Source organism: candidate division KSB1 bacterium (genome assembly GCA_022566355.1).
Classification (GTDB): Bacteria; Zhuqueibacterota; JdFR-76; order JdFR-76; family DREG01; genus JADFJB01.
In genome coordinates this window covers 1-19,567 of record JADFJB010000093.1, presented here as the reverse complement: position 1 = coordinate 19,567, position 19,567 = coordinate 1, and the positions used below count along the sequence as shown (strand labels likewise).

Sequence of the window (19,567 nt, the reverse complement as noted above, 5' to 3'; positions counted from 1 at the left end):
CTCTATTTGGAAGATGCAAAAGGGAGTTTCCTGGATATCGGTTGTAATGCCGGCACTTACTTTGATTTCATGAAAGGGGATCGGGTTGTTGGCATCGATTTATCATTTTCAATACTTCGGAAAGCAAGGGAGAGAAGCAAGAGCCTGGTTAAATCGAATCGCTATGATTTTCTTGTTGGAGATGCGCAAGTTTTAAATTTTCTTCGGCCAAACCAATTTGATTTAATATTGTGCTCGGAGGTTTTGGAACATCTTCTCGAGCCTCAAAAAGTATTTGCAGGAATAGCAAATCTATTGAAGCCTGGTGGCAAAGCATTAATTACCACACCAAATTACCGTAATCAAAAACCAACCTGGGTTCCTCTTGCCGGTTTAAAATCATTTGTTGAAGGTGATACCTATTACCATACTGCTTATCGCCCCGAAGAATTGATGGAAATGGCTTTGCAGGAAGATTTAAGAATCATGGAGTCCGGCACACTGGAGTGGCAAATTAAGTATGCCGCAAAGTTACCGGCTTTAAAGTATGTAGTGTATCGATTCCTAAATCGACACCTTTTTAAAAGTGAAGGTTTTGATCGTTTGAATTTTGTTTTTTTTGAGAAATCCACTCTGGCGATTTACTGGTTGGCCCGGAAAACCGGTCTGGAACAGCTGTTCAAGCGCTATATCAAAGAAGGGGTTCGTAGCTATATTTATGTGCAGAAGTAAAATGAAATCTCAATTTCCAAGCATCAAATAACAAATAAATTCAAATAAGCAATTCTTCAAATTACAAAAATCGAACTTAATTAAAATATTTGGACATTGGTATTTGAGTATTTTGATTTATTTGTTATTTGAGATTTGTATTTTGGAGCTTCCTATCTCAAAAGTTAGTTGCTCAAGACTAACCTGCTAAGTTACGCAATCAATGAGAAGGAATATGAGGGAAGATTACTGTGTCCGCACCAATTCGTACTCAATCAATGTTCTGATTAATTCGCGAAAAACGGATTCATATCTATAATTTCTTAATGAAAATTGTTCCGGAATATTTTCCAGAATTGAAATCATAGGACCGGCTTTTTTGATTTTCATCCTATTTTGATCGATATTCGGAATTATGGTAATCCATAATTTTAAGCGAAGCGGGCTTTCACCCTGATTTCCAAATTGGAAAATGATTTTTGGTAATGAAGATGGAGCACTATCTGAAATATTATGCCTGATATGCCAAACCTTCCCGGTTGGAAATGTAACTTTGGCAGTGTAATTGCTCCCATCAATTGAGAAGAGATTTTCGGGTAATGCGGGTATTTCATAAGTAATGACTGAAATGTCTTCGTAGTTGTAGCCATCTAATGTTACTTCCAAAGCCCGGTAAAAGTATTCATAAATATGTTTCCATTCATGGGTCAATTCGATTTTCTTTAGTTCTGTCTCAACAATTCTACTCTGTAATTCGTGTCTTTTATTATCTTCTTCAAGAGCGCCTTTGCTAATCCAATCTTTAAATTCCTCTTGAATTTTCTTAATTTGCTTTTTCGATATGTGATCCGCACGCTTTTGTTGAACCGAATCAATTTTCTGAGCCAGTGAATCATATTGTTCCTGGTAGGTTAGAAAATTTTCTGAAGCTGTTTTTTTGCCCTGATTTATACTGCCAAAGATAGCCAAAAAAGTACCGATTGCAATCAAGATAATTCCTGAAATGATGTAAGGATTCATATTATTAAATTAATGTTTAAATTTGTTTGTGCCATCAAAAAGATTGTGATCAGATAATTATTCCATATTGGATTAGATAAGAAGGTTGTTTTGACTAATAGTCCCTGGTATTTTGTTAATTCGGGAGTGCAACTCCTTTTGTGCAGGTTTTTTTTTAACATTTTTCAACTGGTCATTCATATTACCAATTACTACATATTGAATTTACGTTAGAATATTGCTCCATTGATTACCTACCTGCAGGCCGCTAAACAATCCGGCTTTTCTGTTTCTTCCTTCTCTTAGAATAGATTCATATATCTCTCGCCATCCAGCATATTTATAGGGAGAAAAATAGGAATTATGCCACAGAATAGTTAGACATCCATTGAATTTTTGGACTTCATCCATAAGACTTATGATATCCGGCAATATTTGATCAACAGGAGTGTTTTTATAAACACGATAGGTCATCTCCATGATAATCAAGGGGATTTCCATAAATGAATACGGTTTATTGTCTGAAATATTGTATGGAACAAAAGGGAATGCAATTCCATATCGGAAGCCGACTTCTTCAGAAAAACCCATTGTTGTATCATATTTAAGTCCTGATTTTTCTAAGATGTCGAATGTTCTGGATCGATCGAAAAAGAGATAATGGAAGCGAATACCGTAAATATGCGTCGAAAGATCATCGATCTCTTGTCGAATCATATCTTCGCTTAAGTGCGAGGTGATACTGCCATGAACTCCGATTTCTGAACCCCTATCCTGGATTTCCTGAAAGACTTTCCGAAATTTGTTTTGTTGGATCGCATAGTCAGCATTTTCATAGACTTCCGGATAGCCGAAATACCTGGCAAAAAAAGAATGCTTCTTGTACGATTTATATTTTTTATCGTTTTCATTTCTTTCAGCATTCAGTTTATTGATATCTAAATAAATCTTGCCATTTTTGCTCAAAAAATAGAATGAAGAATGTGCAGAGAATTTTTTCTCGATATTTAAAATCTCATTAAAATTAAACCAGGTATCCTGTTTGAAAATTCTTTGATAAAATATTTTCAGAATAGATAATAAATGAAGTTTCTTAAATTGAGCAAATGCATCCTCTTGCCAGCCTGTTTCACATTGATCGATGTCGTGAGTCAGGCATATGCCGAATTCATTATTTTCCCAGTTAGTAATTTGAAGTTGGATATTGTAAGTTTTCTCAATGGCAGTTTTTAATATATCAAAATAATAATTTACTATGGGAAGGTGAGTAATATTCAGCTTATTTTGAATACTCTCTACAAAAGGATATCGCCAGGCTTTTTTTTGTTTCATAAAAACAAATTCCTGCCAACCACTCAGAAAAAAAAATGCCGAAGCCAAAATATCATAACGAACAAATGCTTGCTCTTCTCGGATTTCCAAAATTTCTTTTTCGTCGGAAGGATCAAATAAAAAGGGAATTGTCGTGTTATGCCATTTTCGCCATTTTACGTTTTCAATTGAATACGGTTGTAAAGAATCAAAATAATTAGTATTGCTTTTATGGATATTTATTTTTTGGTCGGTAGTGCCATAACCAATAGAAATGTTATCCGGCACATCATAAATTGTTTTGAAATATCCTAATATATATTTAAATTTTGGATTCATAAATGGATTCTGTACAATTAATAAAATCAGCTTAATTTATATGAAAAGCAAATTAGCTTTTGTTATAATATTTGTTATAATAACAATATTTAAGCACATTTCCATCGTGAATTCTGCAAGAGAAAATTAATAGAATATATGTATTAATGAAATATTTAAAATTTAAGTTTGAAAGCTACTTGATCAGAGGCGCTGAACAAGCGGAGAGATTGGCAAATAAATTAAGAGGAGCAGCAGATAGATTATCAACGGAGAACCAGGTTTTTATCGCTGACTGCGAGAGAACAAATTGGGAAAATGTAAGAACTTGCTTTGTGTTATCTACTGGCCGGTGTGGAACTTTCTTGCTGAATAAGATACTTCAAACATCCCCAAACGCTTACCCGGAGCATAAACCAAAACCTGAGTTGTATCGAACCTCCAAACTTGCTTATGAACAGATTGATAAAAATCCCGACCTATTTAAAGAAGTTATTAAAAGTGCAAGGGAGGAGTACTTACTTAAAGCAGCGAGGCAAAAAAGAGTTTTTATCGAAACAAACAATCAAATTACTTTTTTTGCTCCAATTATTAAGGACGTTTTTCCCAATACAACTTTCATCCATTTAGTCAGGCATCCAGGTGATTTTGTGCGGAGTGGAATTAGAAGAAATTGGTACACGGGAAAACACGATCACGATATCGGCCGTATCGTTCCGATTTCAGACGAGATAAAAGAACGCTGGCAAGAATTCTCTTCAATTGAAAAGATCGGCTGGCTGTGGAACGAAACCAATCAATTTATTGAGGATTTTAGAGAAACATTGGCAGGAGATTATTTGCTATTTGTAAAAGCGGAAGAACTTTTTACTGATCCCCAGGTTACAGAGAAAATATTTAAGTTCTTATATCTGGATGGATTTCAACGAAAAAAACTTCAAAAACTTATCCAAACACCAGTGAATAGGCAACGGAAAGGTCGCTTTTCTGAATATAAGAATTGGACACAAAATAATAAACAACAGCTTAAGAATATCGCAACTTTAGCTGAAAAATATGGATATGAGTTATAACAAATCTAAAGAATGCGTAAATATGTACCATTTTATTTTTTAAATTAACCACATTACTTGAAGGTTAAGTTCTTAAGTTTAATTTAAAATGATTAAATCAACGTTAAAAGCACTTCTTATAAAATTTCTTAATAAAAGAAATCTTACCATAGTACCATTTAATAAATTCGAAGGAAAATTGGAAAAGGTAAAATATGACTGGTTATTGAATCAAAACATTAATACGGTTCTTGATGTTGGAGCTTCACACGGACAATTTGCAACTAAAGCTAGAACATTGTTTCCAGAAGCAATGATATATTCATTTGAGCCTATTCCGAGCTCCTATAAAATATTAAACAAAAAATTTAAAGCAGATAAAAACTTTAAGGCTTTTAACATTGCCTTAGGTAATACTACAGGAAAAACAGAGTTCTATCAAAACAATCATGTGGGTTCATCTTCATTTTTAGAAATATCAACTTTACATATAGATGCCCACCCATATACTAAAAACTATTCTAAAATTAACATAACTGTTGATAAACTTGATAATATAATTAAAGCTGAAGAATTAATACTTAACATCATTTTGAAAATAGATGTACAGGGATACGAAAAAAAAGTTTTAGAGGGGGCAGAGGAGTTATTAAAAAATGTACAAATCATATATACCGAAGTAAGTTTCAATGAGTTATATAACGGGCAACCATTAATTAATGAAATCGTTGATTTTTTAAAAGAAAGAGGGTTTAAAATAATAGGGATAGAAAACGTATCTCAGAGTATAAAGGATGGCACTTTTTTACAGGCTGATGTTTTCTTTATGAATAATTCTTAGCTTAATGTTTTTATGGTCAATTGATTAACCTGAATAATTCATAAAATTATTTAGGCCCCCCTCTCTGCCTATATTAATGAGACAAAAAGTTGCTTTTAATTTAAGCTAGAATTAATAGCTTTAAGAGGGTGAGAAAAGGACGTTGAAATGTTAGCTAGAGATAGTATTATGACAGCAGAGAAGCAAGGATCATCAGAAACGGAAGGAAGCCGTAGGCTGACTGGAGATTCTACAGAAGGTATGTGTTTTTATACTATCCGTAACTTTTAGAACATAATCTTTATAATCTTTTAGTTGAACATTCTCTTCGTTGAGAAAATAATAAAAGTTGTTATTATGATAAAAATGTTTAATATGGCCTTATTAGGATGATTCTATCAAATCCATGTAATACGCCGTTTATTAATTTGCTATAGCTCTGCAGAAATCCCTTCATGGCTTTTTATCTGCAATACAATAATTTTTAATTTGTTTGCAGCCTTGAGCTGCGATATGAATAGATCAAGTTAGTTAATTTAAATTAAGGTTTATTAGTCGTGTCATTTACTAAGAATATTCAAAAGTATTCATTTTTATGATGAACCAAAATTTGACTATCTGTTCAATCATATAGGATTTGTTAGCAAAGGTGTTTATTTCGATTTGAGAAACAATGACTTCAATTTTATAATTTTCTCTTCAATTTCTGAGCCTCGCTGGTAATAAAGAAAAATTAACCGATAAAAATGCAAGAACCGAAAATAACACTTGAGTTGGCTTTACAACATGGATTATTAAAAGAGGAATATGAGAAAATTTGCGAAATTCTGGGCCGGACTCCAACTTATACGGAATTGGGAATTTATTCAGTAATGTGGTCGGAGCATTGCAGTTATAAGAATTCTTTAGTGCTATTAAGAACATTACCCAAAGAGGGCCCTTCTATTCTTGCCAAGGCCGGTGAAGAAAATGCCGGATTGATAGATATTGGCGGTGGCTTGGCGGTCGCATTTAAAATTGAGAGCCACAATCATCCCTCGGCTGTGGAACCTTATCAAGGCGCCGCAACCGGGGTAGGCGGCATTATGCGCGATATATTTACCATGGGCGCCAGGCCTATTGCGGCATTAAATTCACTAAGATTTGGGACATTGGAGAATAGCCGCAATCGATATCTGTTCGATGGTGTTATTCGCGGGATCGGAGATTATGGCAATTGTTTAGGCATTCCAACAGTTGCCGGTGAAATTTATTTTGATGAAGCCTATTCTGAAAACCCGCTGGTGAATGCCATGTCGGTAGGAATTGTTAAAACCGATCGAATCGCCAGGGCAATCGCTACGGGAGTCGGTAACCCGGTTTTTATTTTCGGTTCACGAACCGGGAGGGATGGGATTCATGGCGCTACGTTTGCGTCCGAAGAAATTAGTGAAGAGTCGGAAGGAAAGCGACCACAAGTCCAGGTCGGTGATCCGTTTACGGAGAAGCTGATTATGGAAGCCACTTTGGAGATGATCCAAAAGGATTGCATCGTTGGCATCCAGGATATGGGCGCTGCCGGAATCACCTGTTCTGCCGCCGAAACTGCTGACAAAGGCGGATGCGGCATCGAGTTAGAACTGGATAAAACGCCGCTGAGAGAAAATGGCATGACCCCTTATGAAATCCTCTTGTCCGAATCACAGGAAAGAATGCTTGCCATTGGCAAAAAAGGACGCGAGCAAGAAGTTATTAATATCTGTGAAAAATGGGATTTAAACTGGGCCATTTTTGGTCGGGTAACCGAAGGAAATAAACTTAAGGTAAATTGGGAAGGGGAAACCGTAGCGGAAATTCCGGTGGAATCCTTGGCCGCAGGTTCAGGAGCGCCGGTTTACGAAAGGGAAGCCAGAAGACCGGAATACCTGGATAGTATTAATCATTTTGATTTTGAGCAGTTGGAACAACCAAAAGATTTGAATGTAGTACTTCAAAAACTATTAGCCAATCCAAATATCGCAAGCAAGTCCTGGGTGTACGAACAATATGATACCATGGTAAGAACCAATTCCGTGATATTACCAGGCTCTGATGCCGCCGTTATTCGGATTAAATCCACCAATAAAGCTCTGGCGATGACAACCGACTGCAACGGTCGTTATGTGTATTTGAATCCACGCAGGGGAGCACAAATAGCCGTTGCAGAAGCTGCCCGTAATGTGGTTTGCACGGGAGCAAAACCGTTGGCGGTTACCAATTGCCTTAATTTTGGTAATCCTTATAAACCGGAAAGTTTTTGGCAATTCAAAGAAGCCGTCCTTGGTATGGGAGAAGCATGTAGAGTCTTTGAGACGCCCGTTACCGGCGGGAATGTCAGTTTTTATAATGAAAGTCCGGATGGCGCTATTTATCCAACACCGGTCATTGGAATGATCGGATTATTGGAAGATATAGACCATGTCACTCCATCCTCTTTTCAAGAAGAAGGAGATGCGATTTATATTCTGGGAAAAACTTTCGGTGAAATCGGTGGATCGGAGTACTTGTCAACGTTTTTCGACTTAGTAAAAGGGGATGTGCCTAACCTGGATTTGAATTTTGAGAAAAGGTTGCAGCAATTTCTTTTGGAAGTCATTCAATCCGGGATGATCCAATCGGCGCATGATACTTCGGAAGGCGGTCTTGCGGTTGCATTGGCGGAATGCTGTATCATAAATAGAACCAATCCATTAGGTGCATCTATTCAATTAGAAATGGATGGCAGACCTGATTTTATCCTGTTTGGCGAAGATCAATCCAGGCTAGTTGTGACATGCAACCAGAATAATCGGGAGAAGTTGGAATCCTTAGCATTGCGAAGAGAGATTCCACTTCAATTTCTTGGAGAAACGGGTGGAGATAAATTTAGAATCAATGATTTGATAGAAGTATACATTCATGAAATCATGGAAATTTATTATAACGCGATCCCTGCAATAATGAGTTTGTAAGTTGCCACTCTGAAATGAATCTAACTGACAAAAAATTCTTTGATGCATTCAATCGAGAAGTAGGATTTGAAATTCAAGAGTGGTTTGAAAATTATGACTTCAGTGAAGCAAATGGAGATTTGGGAACTAAAAATGCCGTTTCGGCTGTTTTCTCTTCTAATATCGAGGGCAATACGGTTGATCTGAATACTTTCATGAACCAAAGATTAGCAAGGGAAAAATTCACAAAGAGTAAAGAAGTAAAGGAAATAGAGGATTTGATTGCTGCTTATCAATTTGCACAATCAAATACCTTAACTGAAGATCATTTATTGGCAGCTCATAAGATATTATCAAAAGGATTTTTGAACAAGGCCAGGCAGGGTAAATATAGAAACGAAGCCAGTGGTGTTTATAATGAACAGGGTCTGGTTTATTTAGCCGTCGAACCGGAGAAGGTAGTCAATGAGATGAAAAGATTTTTTGAGCAAATCAATGAGTTTTTGGCAAATGATTTTAAAATAGCAGAAGCTTTTTATTCTGTTGCTATTGTTCATTTAATATTTGTTCACATCCATCCATTTTCCGATGGCAATGGCCGTGTGGCCCGGTTATTGGAAAAATGGTTTTTAGCAGGCTGCATATCGCCGGATGTTTGGAAACTTATTTCGGAAAAATATTACAAAGAGCATTTGAATGAATATTATCAGAACATTAACTTAGGGGTTAATTTTCACGAATTGAATTATGATGAATGTCTGCCATTTTTGACGATGTTGCCTAAAAGCTTAACTTGAATGACCCCTCGATACGCAATCATTAAAAAACCATGATTACTACTCGGGAGGCTCGTTTTAGTTTTATTGACCAAGAGGAGCATCCTGAGTAACCGACTTCAGTCGGTGTATCGAAGGGTGCTAATTAAATGAACATGAATCGTTAGTATCCTTGCAATGAAAACTCAGTAGAATTAAAAATTAATTGAGAATAATAAAATTTACAATATTAATCATTTATGAACTTAACTGAATTTCCTTCGAAAAAACTAAAAACGGTTCTCAGTGAACTTCGCAGCGATAACCAGTTCACTGCCAACGTTACAGAATGGAAAATACTGGATGCCAAACCAGCCCAATTTTCCGGCTTTCCGGATGATATTGACGGGAAATTGATATCCACATTAAGACAAGTAGGCATCGATCAACTTTATACACACCAGGAGCAAGCCTACCGCTCCATTCGAGCAGGCAAAAATGTTGTCGTTGTAACACCGACAGCATCAGGGAAAACACTGTGTTATAATTTGCCGGTTCTTCAGACTATTTTAGAAGAAAAAGAATCACGGGCGCTTTATATGTTTCCCACAAAGGCGTTGTCGCAAGATCAAGTGGTTGAGCTGCAAAAAATCGTTACGGATTTGGGCAGTGATATAAAGACCTACACTTTCGATGGGGATACACCCGCCGATGCCAGGAGAGCGATCCGCACTAGCGGCCACATCGTCGTTACCAATCCGGATATGCTGCATCAGGGCATCCTGCCGCATCACACACGCTGGATAAAATTATTCGAGAATTTGAAATTTGTGGTCATTGACGAGATTCATCATTACCGGGGAGTTTTCGGAAGCAACCTGTCCAATGTGATTCGGCGGCTGAAACGGATCTGTAAATTTTATCATTCGAACCCTACTTTTATTTGTTGCTCGGCAACTATCTTAAACCCCAAAGAGCTTGCAGAAAAAATTATCGAGGAGCCGTTTCAATTAATTGATACAAACGGCGCTCCCCAGGGTGAAAAGCATTTCATTTTTTACAATCCGCCGGTTGTGAACCAGGAATTAGGGATCAGACGATCTGTAGTCAAGGAGGCCGCCAGGATCGCTCGACGATTTCTGCAACATAATATTCAATCGATTCTGTTTGCAAGAAGCCGGCTTCGTGTTGAGATTCTTACAAAATACCTAAAAGAGATGATGCCCCGTTCCCGCAAGCCCACAGACAAGATTAAAGGTTACCGCGGCGGCTATTTACCCCTGGAGAGAAGGGAGATCGAGAAGGGCCTGAGAAACGGCTCTATTTTAGGAGTTGTAAGCACAAATGCATTGGAGCTTGGCATCGACATCGGTCAATTGGATGCCTGTATCATGGTTGGTTATCCGGGAACTGTGGCCAGTACCTGGCAGCAGGCCGGAAGGGCAGGGCGAAGAGCGGATGTTTCCGCAGCAATTTTGGTCGCCTCAAGCGCTCCTATCGATCAGTACATCATCAATCATCCTGAATATTTTTTTGGCAAACCGCCTGAGAGTGGAATTGTCAATCCCAATAACTTGATGATATTGATGAATCACGTCAAATGCGCAGCATTTGAATTACCCTTTGAAGAATCGGAAAAATTTGGCATCGATGCAACCATTGAGATGCTGGAATATCTCGAAGAAAAGCATGTGCTCCACCGTCAGAATGGCCGGTTTTATTGGACCAGCGAAATCTACCCGGCTCAGGAAGTGAGCCTGCGCAGCGCTTCGTCGGAAAATTTTGTCATTGTGGACACCACCAATCCGGATCCTAAAGTAATCGGTGAAATCGATCTCTACACTGCACCGCTACTTCTTCATGACGAAGCTATCTATATCCACCAAAGCCAGCAGTATCATGTGGACAAACTGGATTGGGATCGCAAAAAGGCTTACGTGCATGAGGTGAATGTCGATTACTACACAGACGCCCAGGAAAAAACCGATTTAAAGGTATTGGATATTTTCGAAAAAGAACCAACGCCGGGTGGTTATAAATTGTTTGGCGAGGTGACGGTTAATACCACGCCAACCATGTTCAAGAAAATCAAATTTAACACCCACGAAAATGTTGGGTTTGGCAAGATACATCTACCTGAATTGGAAATGCATACCGCATCTTACATGTGGCAAATCGATGATGAAATTGAGGCTGAGATAAACCTGAATAGTTTTAACTTTGGCGACGGCATGAAAGGGTTAAGCAATGTTATGAAATCTGTAGCTCCACTGTTTATTATGTGCGATCCCAAAGATATACACTCGGTAGCAATGCTGAAATCTCCTTTTCACCAACAGGCTACGCTTTTTATATATGATGGCTATCCCGGCGGTATCGGTTTAAGTGAAAAGTTGTTTGAAATTCATGACCGGTTGCTGCTTTCAGCCAAAGAGCTGATTCAAAGTTGTTCATGTGAGAATGGTTGTCCCTCATGTGTCGGACCTGTCCTTGAAGTCGGTGATCTTGGCAAGAAAAGTACGATGGCAATTTTGGAATTGGGTGTTGGGATTTACCACAGAGGCACAGAGGTACAGAGATAACGAATGAACCTAAAAGAAAAACTAGCCAGCCTGGATCGATATTCGACTTCAGCGACAATAGAACCACCTACAATAACTCACCCAACAATAGACACCCAACTAAACGGCGAAGAAATTTATACTAAATTTGGTTCATGTTGGCGGATTCAATATCGTTTTGATTTTTCATTTCATCACGGTAACTATCGAATGGGTGATCTTTTGTCGCATGAACCTGCTCCATTAAAATTTATAGCCAAGGCGCATGGCTATGAGAACATTAACCTGAAAAATCTTCTTTTTGTAGATACGGAGACAACGGGACTATCAGGAGGAGTTGGGACAGTCGCATTTTTGCTTGGGACAGGATATTTTCAAGACAACACTTTTATCATCGATCAATTCTTCATGCGGGATTTTTCAGAAGAAGCTTCGATACTTTTTGCTTTTCAAAATCAGCTTAACCGGGCGATTGAAGGTTGCGGCGCTGTAGTCAGCTTTAATGGTAAGTCGTACGATTTACCATTGATCTTCAATAGAATGATTTTTAACAGGTTTGCAAAGCCGGTAAACCGATTCAAGCACATTGATATTCTACATGCAGCTCGAAGAATATGGAAGCGTTCTTTAATTGACTGCTCTCTTACAAATGTGGAAGCGAATATCCTGAAGGTTCATCGGGTGGATGATATACCCGGTTACCTGATTCCCGAAATGTATTTTCAATATTTACGAAATAACGATCCGGCAAATCTTAACCAGGTATTCCTACACAATAAATTGGATATCCTGACCCTTGTCGGCTTATTGGATGAGATGGTTCAGCTCTATTGTGGCAATAGGGAGATAACAGAAGAACAAGTGGATTGGCTTACAATGTGTAAGGCCTTTGATGAACTGCAGGCATACGATGAGGGCCTTGCTTTTTACACCAGGCTGGCTGATTTAGAGTTACCTAAAAAAATGAGAACCGAAACGTTGTTGCGTATTGCGGCAATTCACAAGAAATGTAATCGGTTCGAAGAAGCTATGAGCTATTGGTATGAAGCAATAAAGCAAGATGGTCTTTGTTTGGCAGCATTCGAAGAATTAGCCAAAGCTTACGAGCACCAGGCAAGTGATTTTCCTCAAGCTCGGGAGCTTACCCGGAGAGCCCTGCTGAGTATTGAGGTTATAGATAAATTCAGGCCCAATGGTTTTGTCAAAGAGTACAAAGATAAATTTTTGCACCGATTGCAAAGATTAGATAAGCGGATTGGGAGAGAACAAGATTGAAATTGATTGTTTTGTTATTCAATATTTTTGATCTCTGTGCCTCCGTGCCTCTGTGGTAATTCGAATGCTTCCTCTAAAAATCAAACTTCTTGTAATCGGAAAAATCAAGCATTCCTACTTGCAAGAAGGAATTCAGGATTATCTTAAACGTTTGAAGCATTATGCAAATGCGGAAATTGTCGAACTGCCGCAAAAGCGATTATCATCAAATTTGTCGCAAAATGAGATTCTCCGTCACGAATATGAACTTTTTCATCGGCAGATCGATTCAGCAGAATACCTCATCTCGTTGAATAAAGAAGGAAAAGTGTTCGATTCTTTAGGCTTTGCAAATGCGTTGCAAGCCTTCATGAACCAGAATCGCAACCGGGTTAGTTTTTTAATAGGGGGTGAGTTAGGGCTTTCAAAAGAACTGCTGGCAAAATCTAATGAAGTTTGGTCTTTCTCAAAACTCACTTTTACCCATGACATGATGCGGCTGATTTTCCTGGAACAATTGTACCGGTCATTCACAATTTTAGCGGGGCAGAAATATCATAAGTGATTATTAAACTTAGGGTAACTTCTTGCGGTCTTGTCTATTATCAAACACAGAATGTATTATTACGTCTTTATCTTCAATTGAATAGAATATGAAAAAAGGAATCTCCGAATCACACATCTGTGGAAATTCGAATAACATAGGTGGTACATTTCAGGAAAGGTAAGTATGCCTTTTATCGCTATCTCAATGCAGTCTAAGAATTCAGATCCAAGTCCTCGCCTCTGCTTTTCGTACCATGTGAATGTCAACTCTACGTCTATTTTTAGCACGTTCAGTATAACGAAGCCTCACTTATATTTTTCCCTTAGTTCTTCATGAACTTCTTTATATTTATGAAGAGTTAGCTTCCCATTTTTGTATTCTTTATATCTTTTGCCCAGTTCAACTTTTTGCCATTCAGGTAAGGGTAATTCTGAATTGCTGCGAGCAATTGAATCCCAAATATCTTCAACAAGTATCAGTTTTTCAGACAAATCCAACTTATCTATTTCTTTAATGATTTGATTTGGCCTCATATCAGTACCCTATAATTAACAGTTAAGGTTTCCAACAAAATCACAAAATTTAAACTCAAGATTTAATTAGAATGTGATAGGTTTGGGATCTTTCGACCCCTTTCCCAAGCTTAATTAGGATTTTATAAATTTACAATTAGATTTTAATTCCTTCAGCATAATAGTTTATTATGATTTTAGATAAGTCTTCAAATCTCTATAATAATTTTCATGAGGACCGATTGTAATAAGTTCTATGTTATTTTCCTTTAATCGATATGAAAACAAGTATTGTGCATTTGATATCTTGAATTTATATACAAATATCCCTTTTAAATCGCCTTTTTTCTCTTCACCAAAAAGAGGATTCACTAACAGATTTTTAATTTGTTTATCCAGCTCATTTTTTTGTTTTTTGGAAAACTTTTTTACCTTTTTAGTAAAAAGTGGTGATTGAAACACTTGCAATGTTTTGGATTTATCCAAACCTGTATTCTTCCCCAATGCCACTATCCAATTGTTCTAAACCGATTAAAATTTCTTTAATAAAGCTGTAAGGTAAATCAGGATTTTCCTCAGATATTTTACCGATTTTTGCCCAAAATTCAATTTGACCTGTTAAGGAACGATTTTCAACCTTAGACTGGATTTTAGCAGCTTTTATTAATTTATCAGATATTCTAACTGCAATGCTCATCTTATACCTCATTATTGTATTTATGTTGTAAAGTAACCCAATATGTTGCAAATTGCAACATATTATAAAATAGGGATTCCGTTACAAATTTGTGAAAAATACTTGAAATCAAAATTGGTACGGTAAACCCCATGTGGCTAAGATTTAGCAGGGTTTTTTTTATAGATTATGGATTTCCAGTTGTTTTCTATTCAGAATTAAGTCATATTATTTTTGAAATGGAATAATAAAAAGCTTTAATTAACCAACAAAAATAGCCGATAACAACTTAAAACTTTTTAAGCGAGTATAAAATGACAATTAGAAATTCAATAAAAATAATCCGATGTGTTTTACTTTATTTTCTATTCCTAACATCTTCCTTTGTCATTGCCCAGGAGGCACCAGGCATATCAGAAAAAAGTTGTCTGTGGAAGGTGCAATCAGAAACCAATGTGATCTATTTGTTGGGATCGATCCATTATTTAAAAGCAGAAAACTACCCGTTACCGCAAGCCATTGAAAATGCTTTTGAGGATGTCCGGATATTGGTTTTTGAGATGAACCTGGATAGCGCCAGTACTCCCAAAAGTCAAAGCTTTATCATGCAGAAAGCCTCTTATGGTAACGATATGACATTGGAAAAATCGCTGAAAGCGGAGACTTACACCCTGGCTGGTGAGAAAGCAAACGAGATTGGATTGCCGATTGCAACGCTTAATGGCTTTAAACCATGGTTCTTCAGCCTATCACTCATTGCAGTGAAATTACAAAGCTTGGGCTACAATCCGAATCATGGTATCGATAAATATTTTTTTAATAAAGCGAAGGAAACTGAAAAGCAGATTCTGGCTTTTGAAACACTGGAATACCAAATCAACTTGTTTGATGAATTGTCTGATGACTTTCAAGAATTAATTGTCTTACAAACCTTAAATGAACTTGATGTCATCGAAACAGAAATCGACCAGCTTGTTGAGTCGTGGAAAAAAGGCGATGTAAAAGGTATGGAAGCAACCGTACTGAAAAGTCTAGGAGAGTTTCCGGAAATCCAGGAACGATTTATCAACAAGCGCAATAAGAATTGGCTGCCACAAATCATAGAATATTTACAGGCTAAAGAAAAAACCATGATAATCGTGGGGGCAGGACATCTCGTTGGAAAAGAGGGATTGGTAAATTTATTGCAGGATAAGGGTTACCAAGTCGACCAATTATAGCTTCTGGGCTTATTTCAAAAACGCATCAACACGGTTGATGCAATCCAAAATTACAATAATTTTTCAGCATAATCATGAATCAAATTATAAATCCTTCCGCCGGGGTAAACACTTCCGATTCCGCCTTTGTTGCATAAAACGATCACGCCTAATTTGTTGGCACTATGAAATCAATACTTGATGAGACACTTTTTATATTCCTTCACCAGACCATTTAGATAACGCTATTACCGCTGAACCTCCGAATTCAACCATTGGTCAGGTTTAGCCTATCCATTTGTAACAGCAGCGTATATTTGTATATGGAAACGAAACCAGGAAAGGAAGTGCGTATGAAAAAGCTAATTTTTGGATTGATGATTTTTGGGCTTTCGGTACCATTGTTACAGGCTTCGGATTACCGCGCCGTCAAAAACATAAGGCTAGCAATAGGCGACACTGTAAATACAGATCTTTTCGCCTTTGGACGTAACATCGATATTTTGGGCTATTTAAATGGTGATCTTTATGCAGGAGGGCAAAGAATCACCATTGAAGGTGTTGTTACTGATGATGTTGTTGTTGGTGGAGGAGATTTATTTATTCTCGGTAAAGTTGGTGGTGGGGTGATTTTCTTTGGCCGCTATATTCATATCGATGGCGAGGTGCATGGGGATGTAATTGCTTTTTGCGGGCAGGTATCCATTTCGAGTCGTGCGGTTATTCATGGCAACCTGATTGTCGGAACAGGTGAATTGAATTTATATGGCGGCTCAATCGGAGGTTATATTAAAGGCGGCGGCGGCAGAATCCATTTGGATGGCACCGTTGCAGGTTATGTGGAACTGGAAGCCGATCATATATCATTTGGACCGGGATATGATGCTAAAGAAGGAACATCCCTGAAACTAAATAAACCTTTAGATCAGGACGCGGAAAATGTACCGGCTGATTTGGAAGTCGAAAATCGTAAAAAACGCCTGTTTTTTACTCGTGGATTTTTCTATTGGTCCTTTTTTTCTATGTTTTTGATTGGGGTTGTTTTTACGTCTTTTTTTAAAAATTTTTGCAGAGATTATGTCACCTATGCCGGAACTGAGCAAATAAAGAGTCTCGGAATGGGATTGTTATTCTTAGTTGGAATTCCTGTCGTAATTGTAATATTAACAGCATTGGTTTTAACTATTCCAATCGCGTTAATTCTATTAGCATTCTATTTAATTATGCTCTATTTAAGCACCCTGTTTTCAGCGCTTTACCTGGGTGATTTTGTGATTACTCAAATAAAAAAGAATAATGGCTCAAATTTATTGATCGCATCATTGTTTGTGGGATTACTAATTGCGTATCTCTTACCTAAAATGCCCTATTTCGGTTGGTTAATAAACCTGGCTATTATCTGTTTTGGTTTTGGCAGTTTTGTACTATATATTTGGAAATTAAAGCAAACAAATAATCAACAAACTGCATGAGTCGATACCAAAAAATTCTTATTACTTTAGGAGCCGTCGTTATTGGCGGCTTCTTTTTATCTATTTTATTTTTTCCAAAAACGGAGTCTATCTACAAAGCACTCTCAATCGGTTATTTTTATGCAGTCACTGCAACCATTGTCTTTTTACTCGTCCATAAATTGATGGCCTCAAAATTAACGGTCTTACCAGCGGGACAGCAGTTGATTGTAAGAAGTTTGCTATACACCATAGCTATATCTTTTGCTTATCTAGCAGGTTTCGTTTTTCAAACCATCGTTCTTTTGCCCTTTCAAGATGTTCAAAATGCTGTCATTGATAATGCCTGGAAGGGATTTGTTTATATGATTTCTTCTTTATTCAAAGGAGAAACATCCGAAGAAATGTTTAGTTCCGAATTCCAAACCATTTCGATTACGTTCTTTGCCATGATTTTCTTAATCGGATTGGTTAGCATCGTCGGTAGTTTTGTGGAGGTCCGCTGGCAAGATAATAAGAAGAAGCGAGCGATCGAACAAGCTGAATTGCTGACGGTAAAAGCACAGCATGAACGGGATATGCTGGAAGCTGAAAATGTCAGGAAAACCAAAGAGCTTGAAGAAGCCCGGGATTTACAACTTTCCATGCTGCCTAAAACGATTCCGAAATTACCAAATCTTGAAATAGCTGTGTTCATGAAGCCCGCTACCGAAGTTGGAGGGGATTACTATGACTTTCATTTAGCCGGGGATAATACACTCACGATAGCTATCGGCGATGCGACAGGCCATGGCGCTAAAGCCGGAACGATGGTCACAGCCGCCAAAAGTATGTTTACTGTCCTGACAACAGATTTTGAAATTTTGGAAATACTCCAACGCATCAATCAAACGATTCGACAAATGAATTTGGGCAATTTATACATGTCCTTAACTTTAGCGAAATTCGTCGGAAATCAACTGCAAATCACCTCAGCCGGGATGCCGCCAACATTGGTTTATCGCACTCGCGAGAAGAAAGTTGAAGAGATTTTCCTGAAAAGTATGCCGTTGGGAGCGCATGATCATTTCCCTTTCAAAGATCAAAAAATTGAACTTTACCCCGGTGATACTATTTTACTCATGACAGATGGTTTCCCGGAGTTATTCAATCCAAGAAAAGAAATTTTTGATTATACCAGGGCTAAGCAATGCTTTGAGGAAGTTGCCGAACGATCACCCCAGGAAATTATAAACCATTTATTTAATTCAGCTGAAAATTGGAGAAATGACAGACCCCAGGAAGATGATATAACGTTCGTGGCGCTTCGTTTTCAGAAGCACTAAATCCGAAATCATAAACAAATTTTAATATCCAAATCTCAATGTCTTAAATATGGTAACTATTTTGGATTTGTTTGATATTTGAAGCATTATCATTTAGATATTGTTTAGATATTTGTGCTTCGGATTTCTGATTTAAGAAATAATATAGATCTGGAAACAATTTGAAAAAAATCTACAAAATATTACTGCTTATTTTTTCTGTATTAATGGGTGGCGCCTTTCTATCCTTTGTCTTTTTAGCCAGAACCGATTTGCTAGCAAAAGCTGTTGCAATTGGCTATTTTTATGCAATTTCAATTTTTTCAGTTTTTTATATGGTCCACAAGATTATTGCTGCCAAACTTTCCGTTTTTCCGTATTCTCAACAACTTATTCTTAGAAGCTTTTTATATGCAACTGCAGTCTGCTCAGCTTATCTCCTGGGGTTTGTATTTCAAACTTTTGTTCTACTACCTATTGATTCGATTAACGAAGCGTTCGTCGACAGTATATTGAAGGGATTCGTGTATCTTGTGACATCTTCATTCGGGGCAGGCCGGCCAACTTCATTGCTTAGTCCGGAGTTGCGGGCAGTTTCAATACCTTTTTTTGCCATGATTTTTCTTATCGGAATGGCCAGCCTGGTGGGGAGTTTCATAGAAATTCGCTGGCAAGAAAACAAGCAAAAACAAGCGCTTCAAAGCGCCGAACTAACAGCTTTGCGATCTCAAATTGAACCTCATTTCCTGTTTAATTCACTTAATACCATTGCTTCTTTTATCCGAAAAGATCCGGTTAAATCGGAACAGTTGGTTATTCAACTGAGTAATATTTTGCGTTATTTTTTCCAGGGAGCATCGCAAAATTTAATCGAATTACAACGAGAGCTGCAATTTACCCGGGAATACCTGAACCTGCTTCAGGCCAGGTTTGGAGAAATGCTGCAAGTGAAATGGCAAGAGAATGTAAACGGCGTTACTCAAAATGTGCCGGTATTATTTATGCAACCGATCATTGAGAATTCGATTCGCCATGGCTGGCAAAACAAAAACCAACCCTTCCAGATAAGTATTGAAATTAGTGAATTTGATGGAAAAATTCGAATCACAATTTCTGATAATGGCAGTGGAATTCATGAGGATATTTTGGCTAAATTGCCAATCGACGGAC

General features: G+C 37.6%; 17 protein-coding genes. 12 read left to right on the top strand and 5 right to left on the bottom strand.

Annotation, left to right across the window (positions count from 1 at the left end):
• Positions 1-711, top strand: a 711-nt coding sequence (locus IIC38_14965) for a class I SAM-dependent methyltransferase (GenBank protein ID MCH8127235.1), incomplete at its 5' end; no start/stop codon positions are given.
• Positions 712-936: 225 nt separating this feature from the next.
• Here the strand turns inward: IIC38_14965 and IIC38_14960 are convergent.
• Positions 937-1,680 carry a hypothetical protein gene (locus IIC38_14960; GenBank protein ID MCH8127234.1) on the bottom strand — a complete coding sequence of 248 codons (744 nt, stop codon included), beginning with the start codon at positions 1,678-1,680 and terminating at the stop codon, positions 937-939.
• 234 nt (positions 1,681-1,914) lie between these two features.
• Positions 1,915-3,339 (bottom strand): polysaccharide deacetylase family protein, encoded by a 1,425-nt coding sequence (locus IIC38_14955; GenBank protein ID MCH8127233.1) that lies wholly within the window; start codon positions 3,337-3,339, stop codon positions 1,915-1,917.
• Positions 3,340-3,485: 146 nt separating this feature from the next.
• Between IIC38_14955 and IIC38_14950 the strand changes: the two genes are divergently transcribed.
• From IIC38_14950 to IIC38_14920, 7 genes are all read left to right on the top strand, one after another.
• Positions 3,486-4,391 carry a sulfotransferase gene (locus IIC38_14950; protein ID MCH8127232.1) on the top strand — a complete coding sequence of 302 codons (906 nt, stop codon included), beginning with the start codon at positions 3,486-3,488 and terminating at the stop codon, positions 4,389-4,391.
• An 88-nt stretch (positions 4,392-4,479) separates the two neighbouring features.
• A complete protein-coding gene (locus IIC38_14945; GenBank protein MCH8127231.1) occupies positions 4,480-5,211 on the top strand; it encodes an FkbM family methyltransferase in 732 nt (243 codons plus the stop codon).
• Positions 5,212-5,936: 725 nt separating this feature from the next.
• Entirely contained in the window at positions 5,937-8,159 is a 2,223-nt protein-coding gene (gene purL, locus IIC38_14940; GenBank protein ID MCH8127230.1) for a phosphoribosylformylglycinamidine synthase subunit PurL, read from the top strand.
• Between the two features lie 14 nt (positions 8,160-8,173).
• Entirely contained in the window at positions 8,174-8,935 is a 762-nt protein-coding gene (locus IIC38_14935) for a Fic family protein (GenBank protein ID MCH8127229.1), read from the top strand.
• A 218-nt stretch (positions 8,936-9,153) separates the two neighbouring features.
• Positions 9,154-11,475: a DEAD/DEAH box helicase gene (locus IIC38_14930; protein MCH8127228.1), complete on the top strand. Its 2,322-nt coding sequence runs from the start codon at positions 9,154-9,156 to the stop codon at positions 11,473-11,475.
• Between the two features lie 3 nt (positions 11,476-11,478).
• On the top strand, positions 11,479-12,729 hold the full coding sequence (locus IIC38_14925; GenBank protein MCH8127227.1) for a ribonuclease H-like domain-containing protein: 1,251 nt from the start codon (positions 11,479-11,481) through the stop codon (positions 12,727-12,729).
• 64 nt (positions 12,730-12,793) lie between these two features.
• Complete coding sequence (locus IIC38_14920; protein ID MCH8127226.1) at positions 12,794-13,273, top strand: 23S rRNA (pseudouridine(1915)-N(3))-methyltransferase RlmH; 480 nt, start codon at positions 12,794-12,796, stop codon at positions 13,271-13,273.
• A 287-nt stretch (positions 13,274-13,560) separates the two neighbouring features.
• Here the strand turns inward: IIC38_14920 and IIC38_14915 are convergent, their stop codons facing one another.
• The 3 genes from IIC38_14915 to IIC38_14905 all read right to left on the bottom strand — a co-directional run bounded on the left by IIC38_14915 (position 13,561) and on the right by IIC38_14905 (position 14,464).
• Positions 13,561-13,788 (bottom strand): addiction module protein, encoded by a 228-nt coding sequence (locus IIC38_14915; GenBank protein MCH8127225.1) that lies wholly within the window; start codon positions 13,786-13,788, stop codon positions 13,561-13,563.
• Between the two features lie 168 nt (positions 13,789-13,956).
• On the bottom strand, positions 13,957-14,235 hold the full coding sequence (locus tag IIC38_14910) for a type II toxin-antitoxin system RelE/ParE family toxin (protein MCH8127224.1): 279 nt from the start codon (positions 14,233-14,235) through the stop codon (positions 13,957-13,959).
• A gap of 10 nt (positions 14,236-14,245) precedes the next feature.
• A complete protein-coding gene (locus tag IIC38_14905) occupies positions 14,246-14,464 on the bottom strand; it encodes a ParD-like family protein (protein MCH8127223.1) in 219 nt (72 codons plus the stop codon).
• Positions 14,465-14,757: 293 nt separating this feature from the next.
• Between IIC38_14905 and IIC38_14900 the strand changes: the two genes are divergently transcribed.
• The 4 genes from IIC38_14900 to IIC38_14885 form a co-directional block, all read left to right on the top strand.
• Positions 14,758-15,663, top strand: a complete 906-nt coding sequence (locus IIC38_14900; protein ID MCH8127222.1) for a TraB/GumN family protein — start codon at positions 14,758-14,760, stop codon at positions 15,661-15,663.
• Between the two features lie 332 nt (positions 15,664-15,995).
• Positions 15,996-17,114, top strand: coding sequence for a hypothetical protein (locus tag IIC38_14895; GenBank protein MCH8127221.1), 1,119 nt, complete (start codon positions 15,996-15,998; stop codon positions 17,112-17,114).
• Positions 17,111-18,418 carry a PP2C family protein-serine/threonine phosphatase gene (locus IIC38_14890; protein MCH8127220.1) on the top strand — a complete coding sequence of 436 codons (1,308 nt, stop codon included), beginning with the start codon at positions 17,111-17,113 and terminating at the stop codon, positions 18,416-18,418. The genes IIC38_14895 and IIC38_14890 overlap by 4 nt, the downstream gene beginning before the upstream one ends.
• A gap of 161 nt (positions 18,419-18,579) precedes the next feature.
• The coding region (locus IIC38_14885; GenBank protein ID MCH8127219.1) for a histidine kinase at positions 18,580-19,567 on the top strand (988 nt) is incomplete at its 3' end.

Excerpts from the sequence above, each read along its gene's own strand:
- IIC38_14950 (MCH8127232.1), top strand. The coding sequence starts at position 3,486 with ATGAAATATTTAAAATTTAAGTTTGAAAGCTACTTGATCAGAGGCGCT.
- IIC38_14925 (MCH8127227.1), top strand. The coding sequence starts at position 11,479 with ATGAACCTAAAAGAAAAACTAGCCAGCCTGGATCGATATTCGACTTCA.
- IIC38_14905 (MCH8127223.1), bottom strand. The coding sequence starts at position 14,464 with ATGAGCATTGCAGTTAGAATATCTGATAAATTAATAAAAGCTGCTAAA.
- IIC38_14895 (MCH8127221.1), top strand. The coding sequence starts at position 15,996 with ATGAAAAAGCTAATTTTTGGATTGATGATTTTTGGGCTTTCGGTACCA.
- IIC38_14920 (MCH8127226.1), top strand. The coding sequence starts at position 12,794 with ATGCTTCCTCTAAAAATCAAACTTCTTGTAATCGGAAAAATCAAGCAT.
- IIC38_14890 (MCH8127220.1), top strand. The coding sequence starts at position 17,111 with ATGAGTCGATACCAAAAAATTCTTATTACTTTAGGAGCCGTCGTTATT.
- IIC38_14930 (MCH8127228.1), top strand. The coding sequence starts at position 9,154 with ATGAACTTAACTGAATTTCCTTCGAAAAAACTAAAAACGGTTCTCAGT.
- IIC38_14945 (MCH8127231.1), top strand. The coding sequence starts at position 4,480 with ATGATTAAATCAACGTTAAAAGCACTTCTTATAAAATTTCTTAATAAA.
- IIC38_14900 (MCH8127222.1), top strand. The coding sequence starts at position 14,758 with ATGACAATTAGAAATTCAATAAAAATAATCCGATGTGTTTTACTTTAT.
- IIC38_14915 (MCH8127225.1), bottom strand. The coding sequence starts at position 13,788 with ATGAGGCCAAATCAAATCATTAAAGAAATAGATAAGTTGGATTTGTCT.
- purL (MCH8127230.1), top strand. The coding sequence starts at position 5,937 with ATGCAAGAACCGAAAATAACACTTGAGTTGGCTTTACAACATGGATTA.
- IIC38_14955 (MCH8127233.1), bottom strand. The coding sequence starts at position 3,339 with ATGAATCCAAAATTTAAATATATATTAGGATATTTCAAAACAATTTAT.
- IIC38_14935 (MCH8127229.1), top strand. The coding sequence starts at position 8,174 with ATGAATCTAACTGACAAAAAATTCTTTGATGCATTCAATCGAGAAGTA.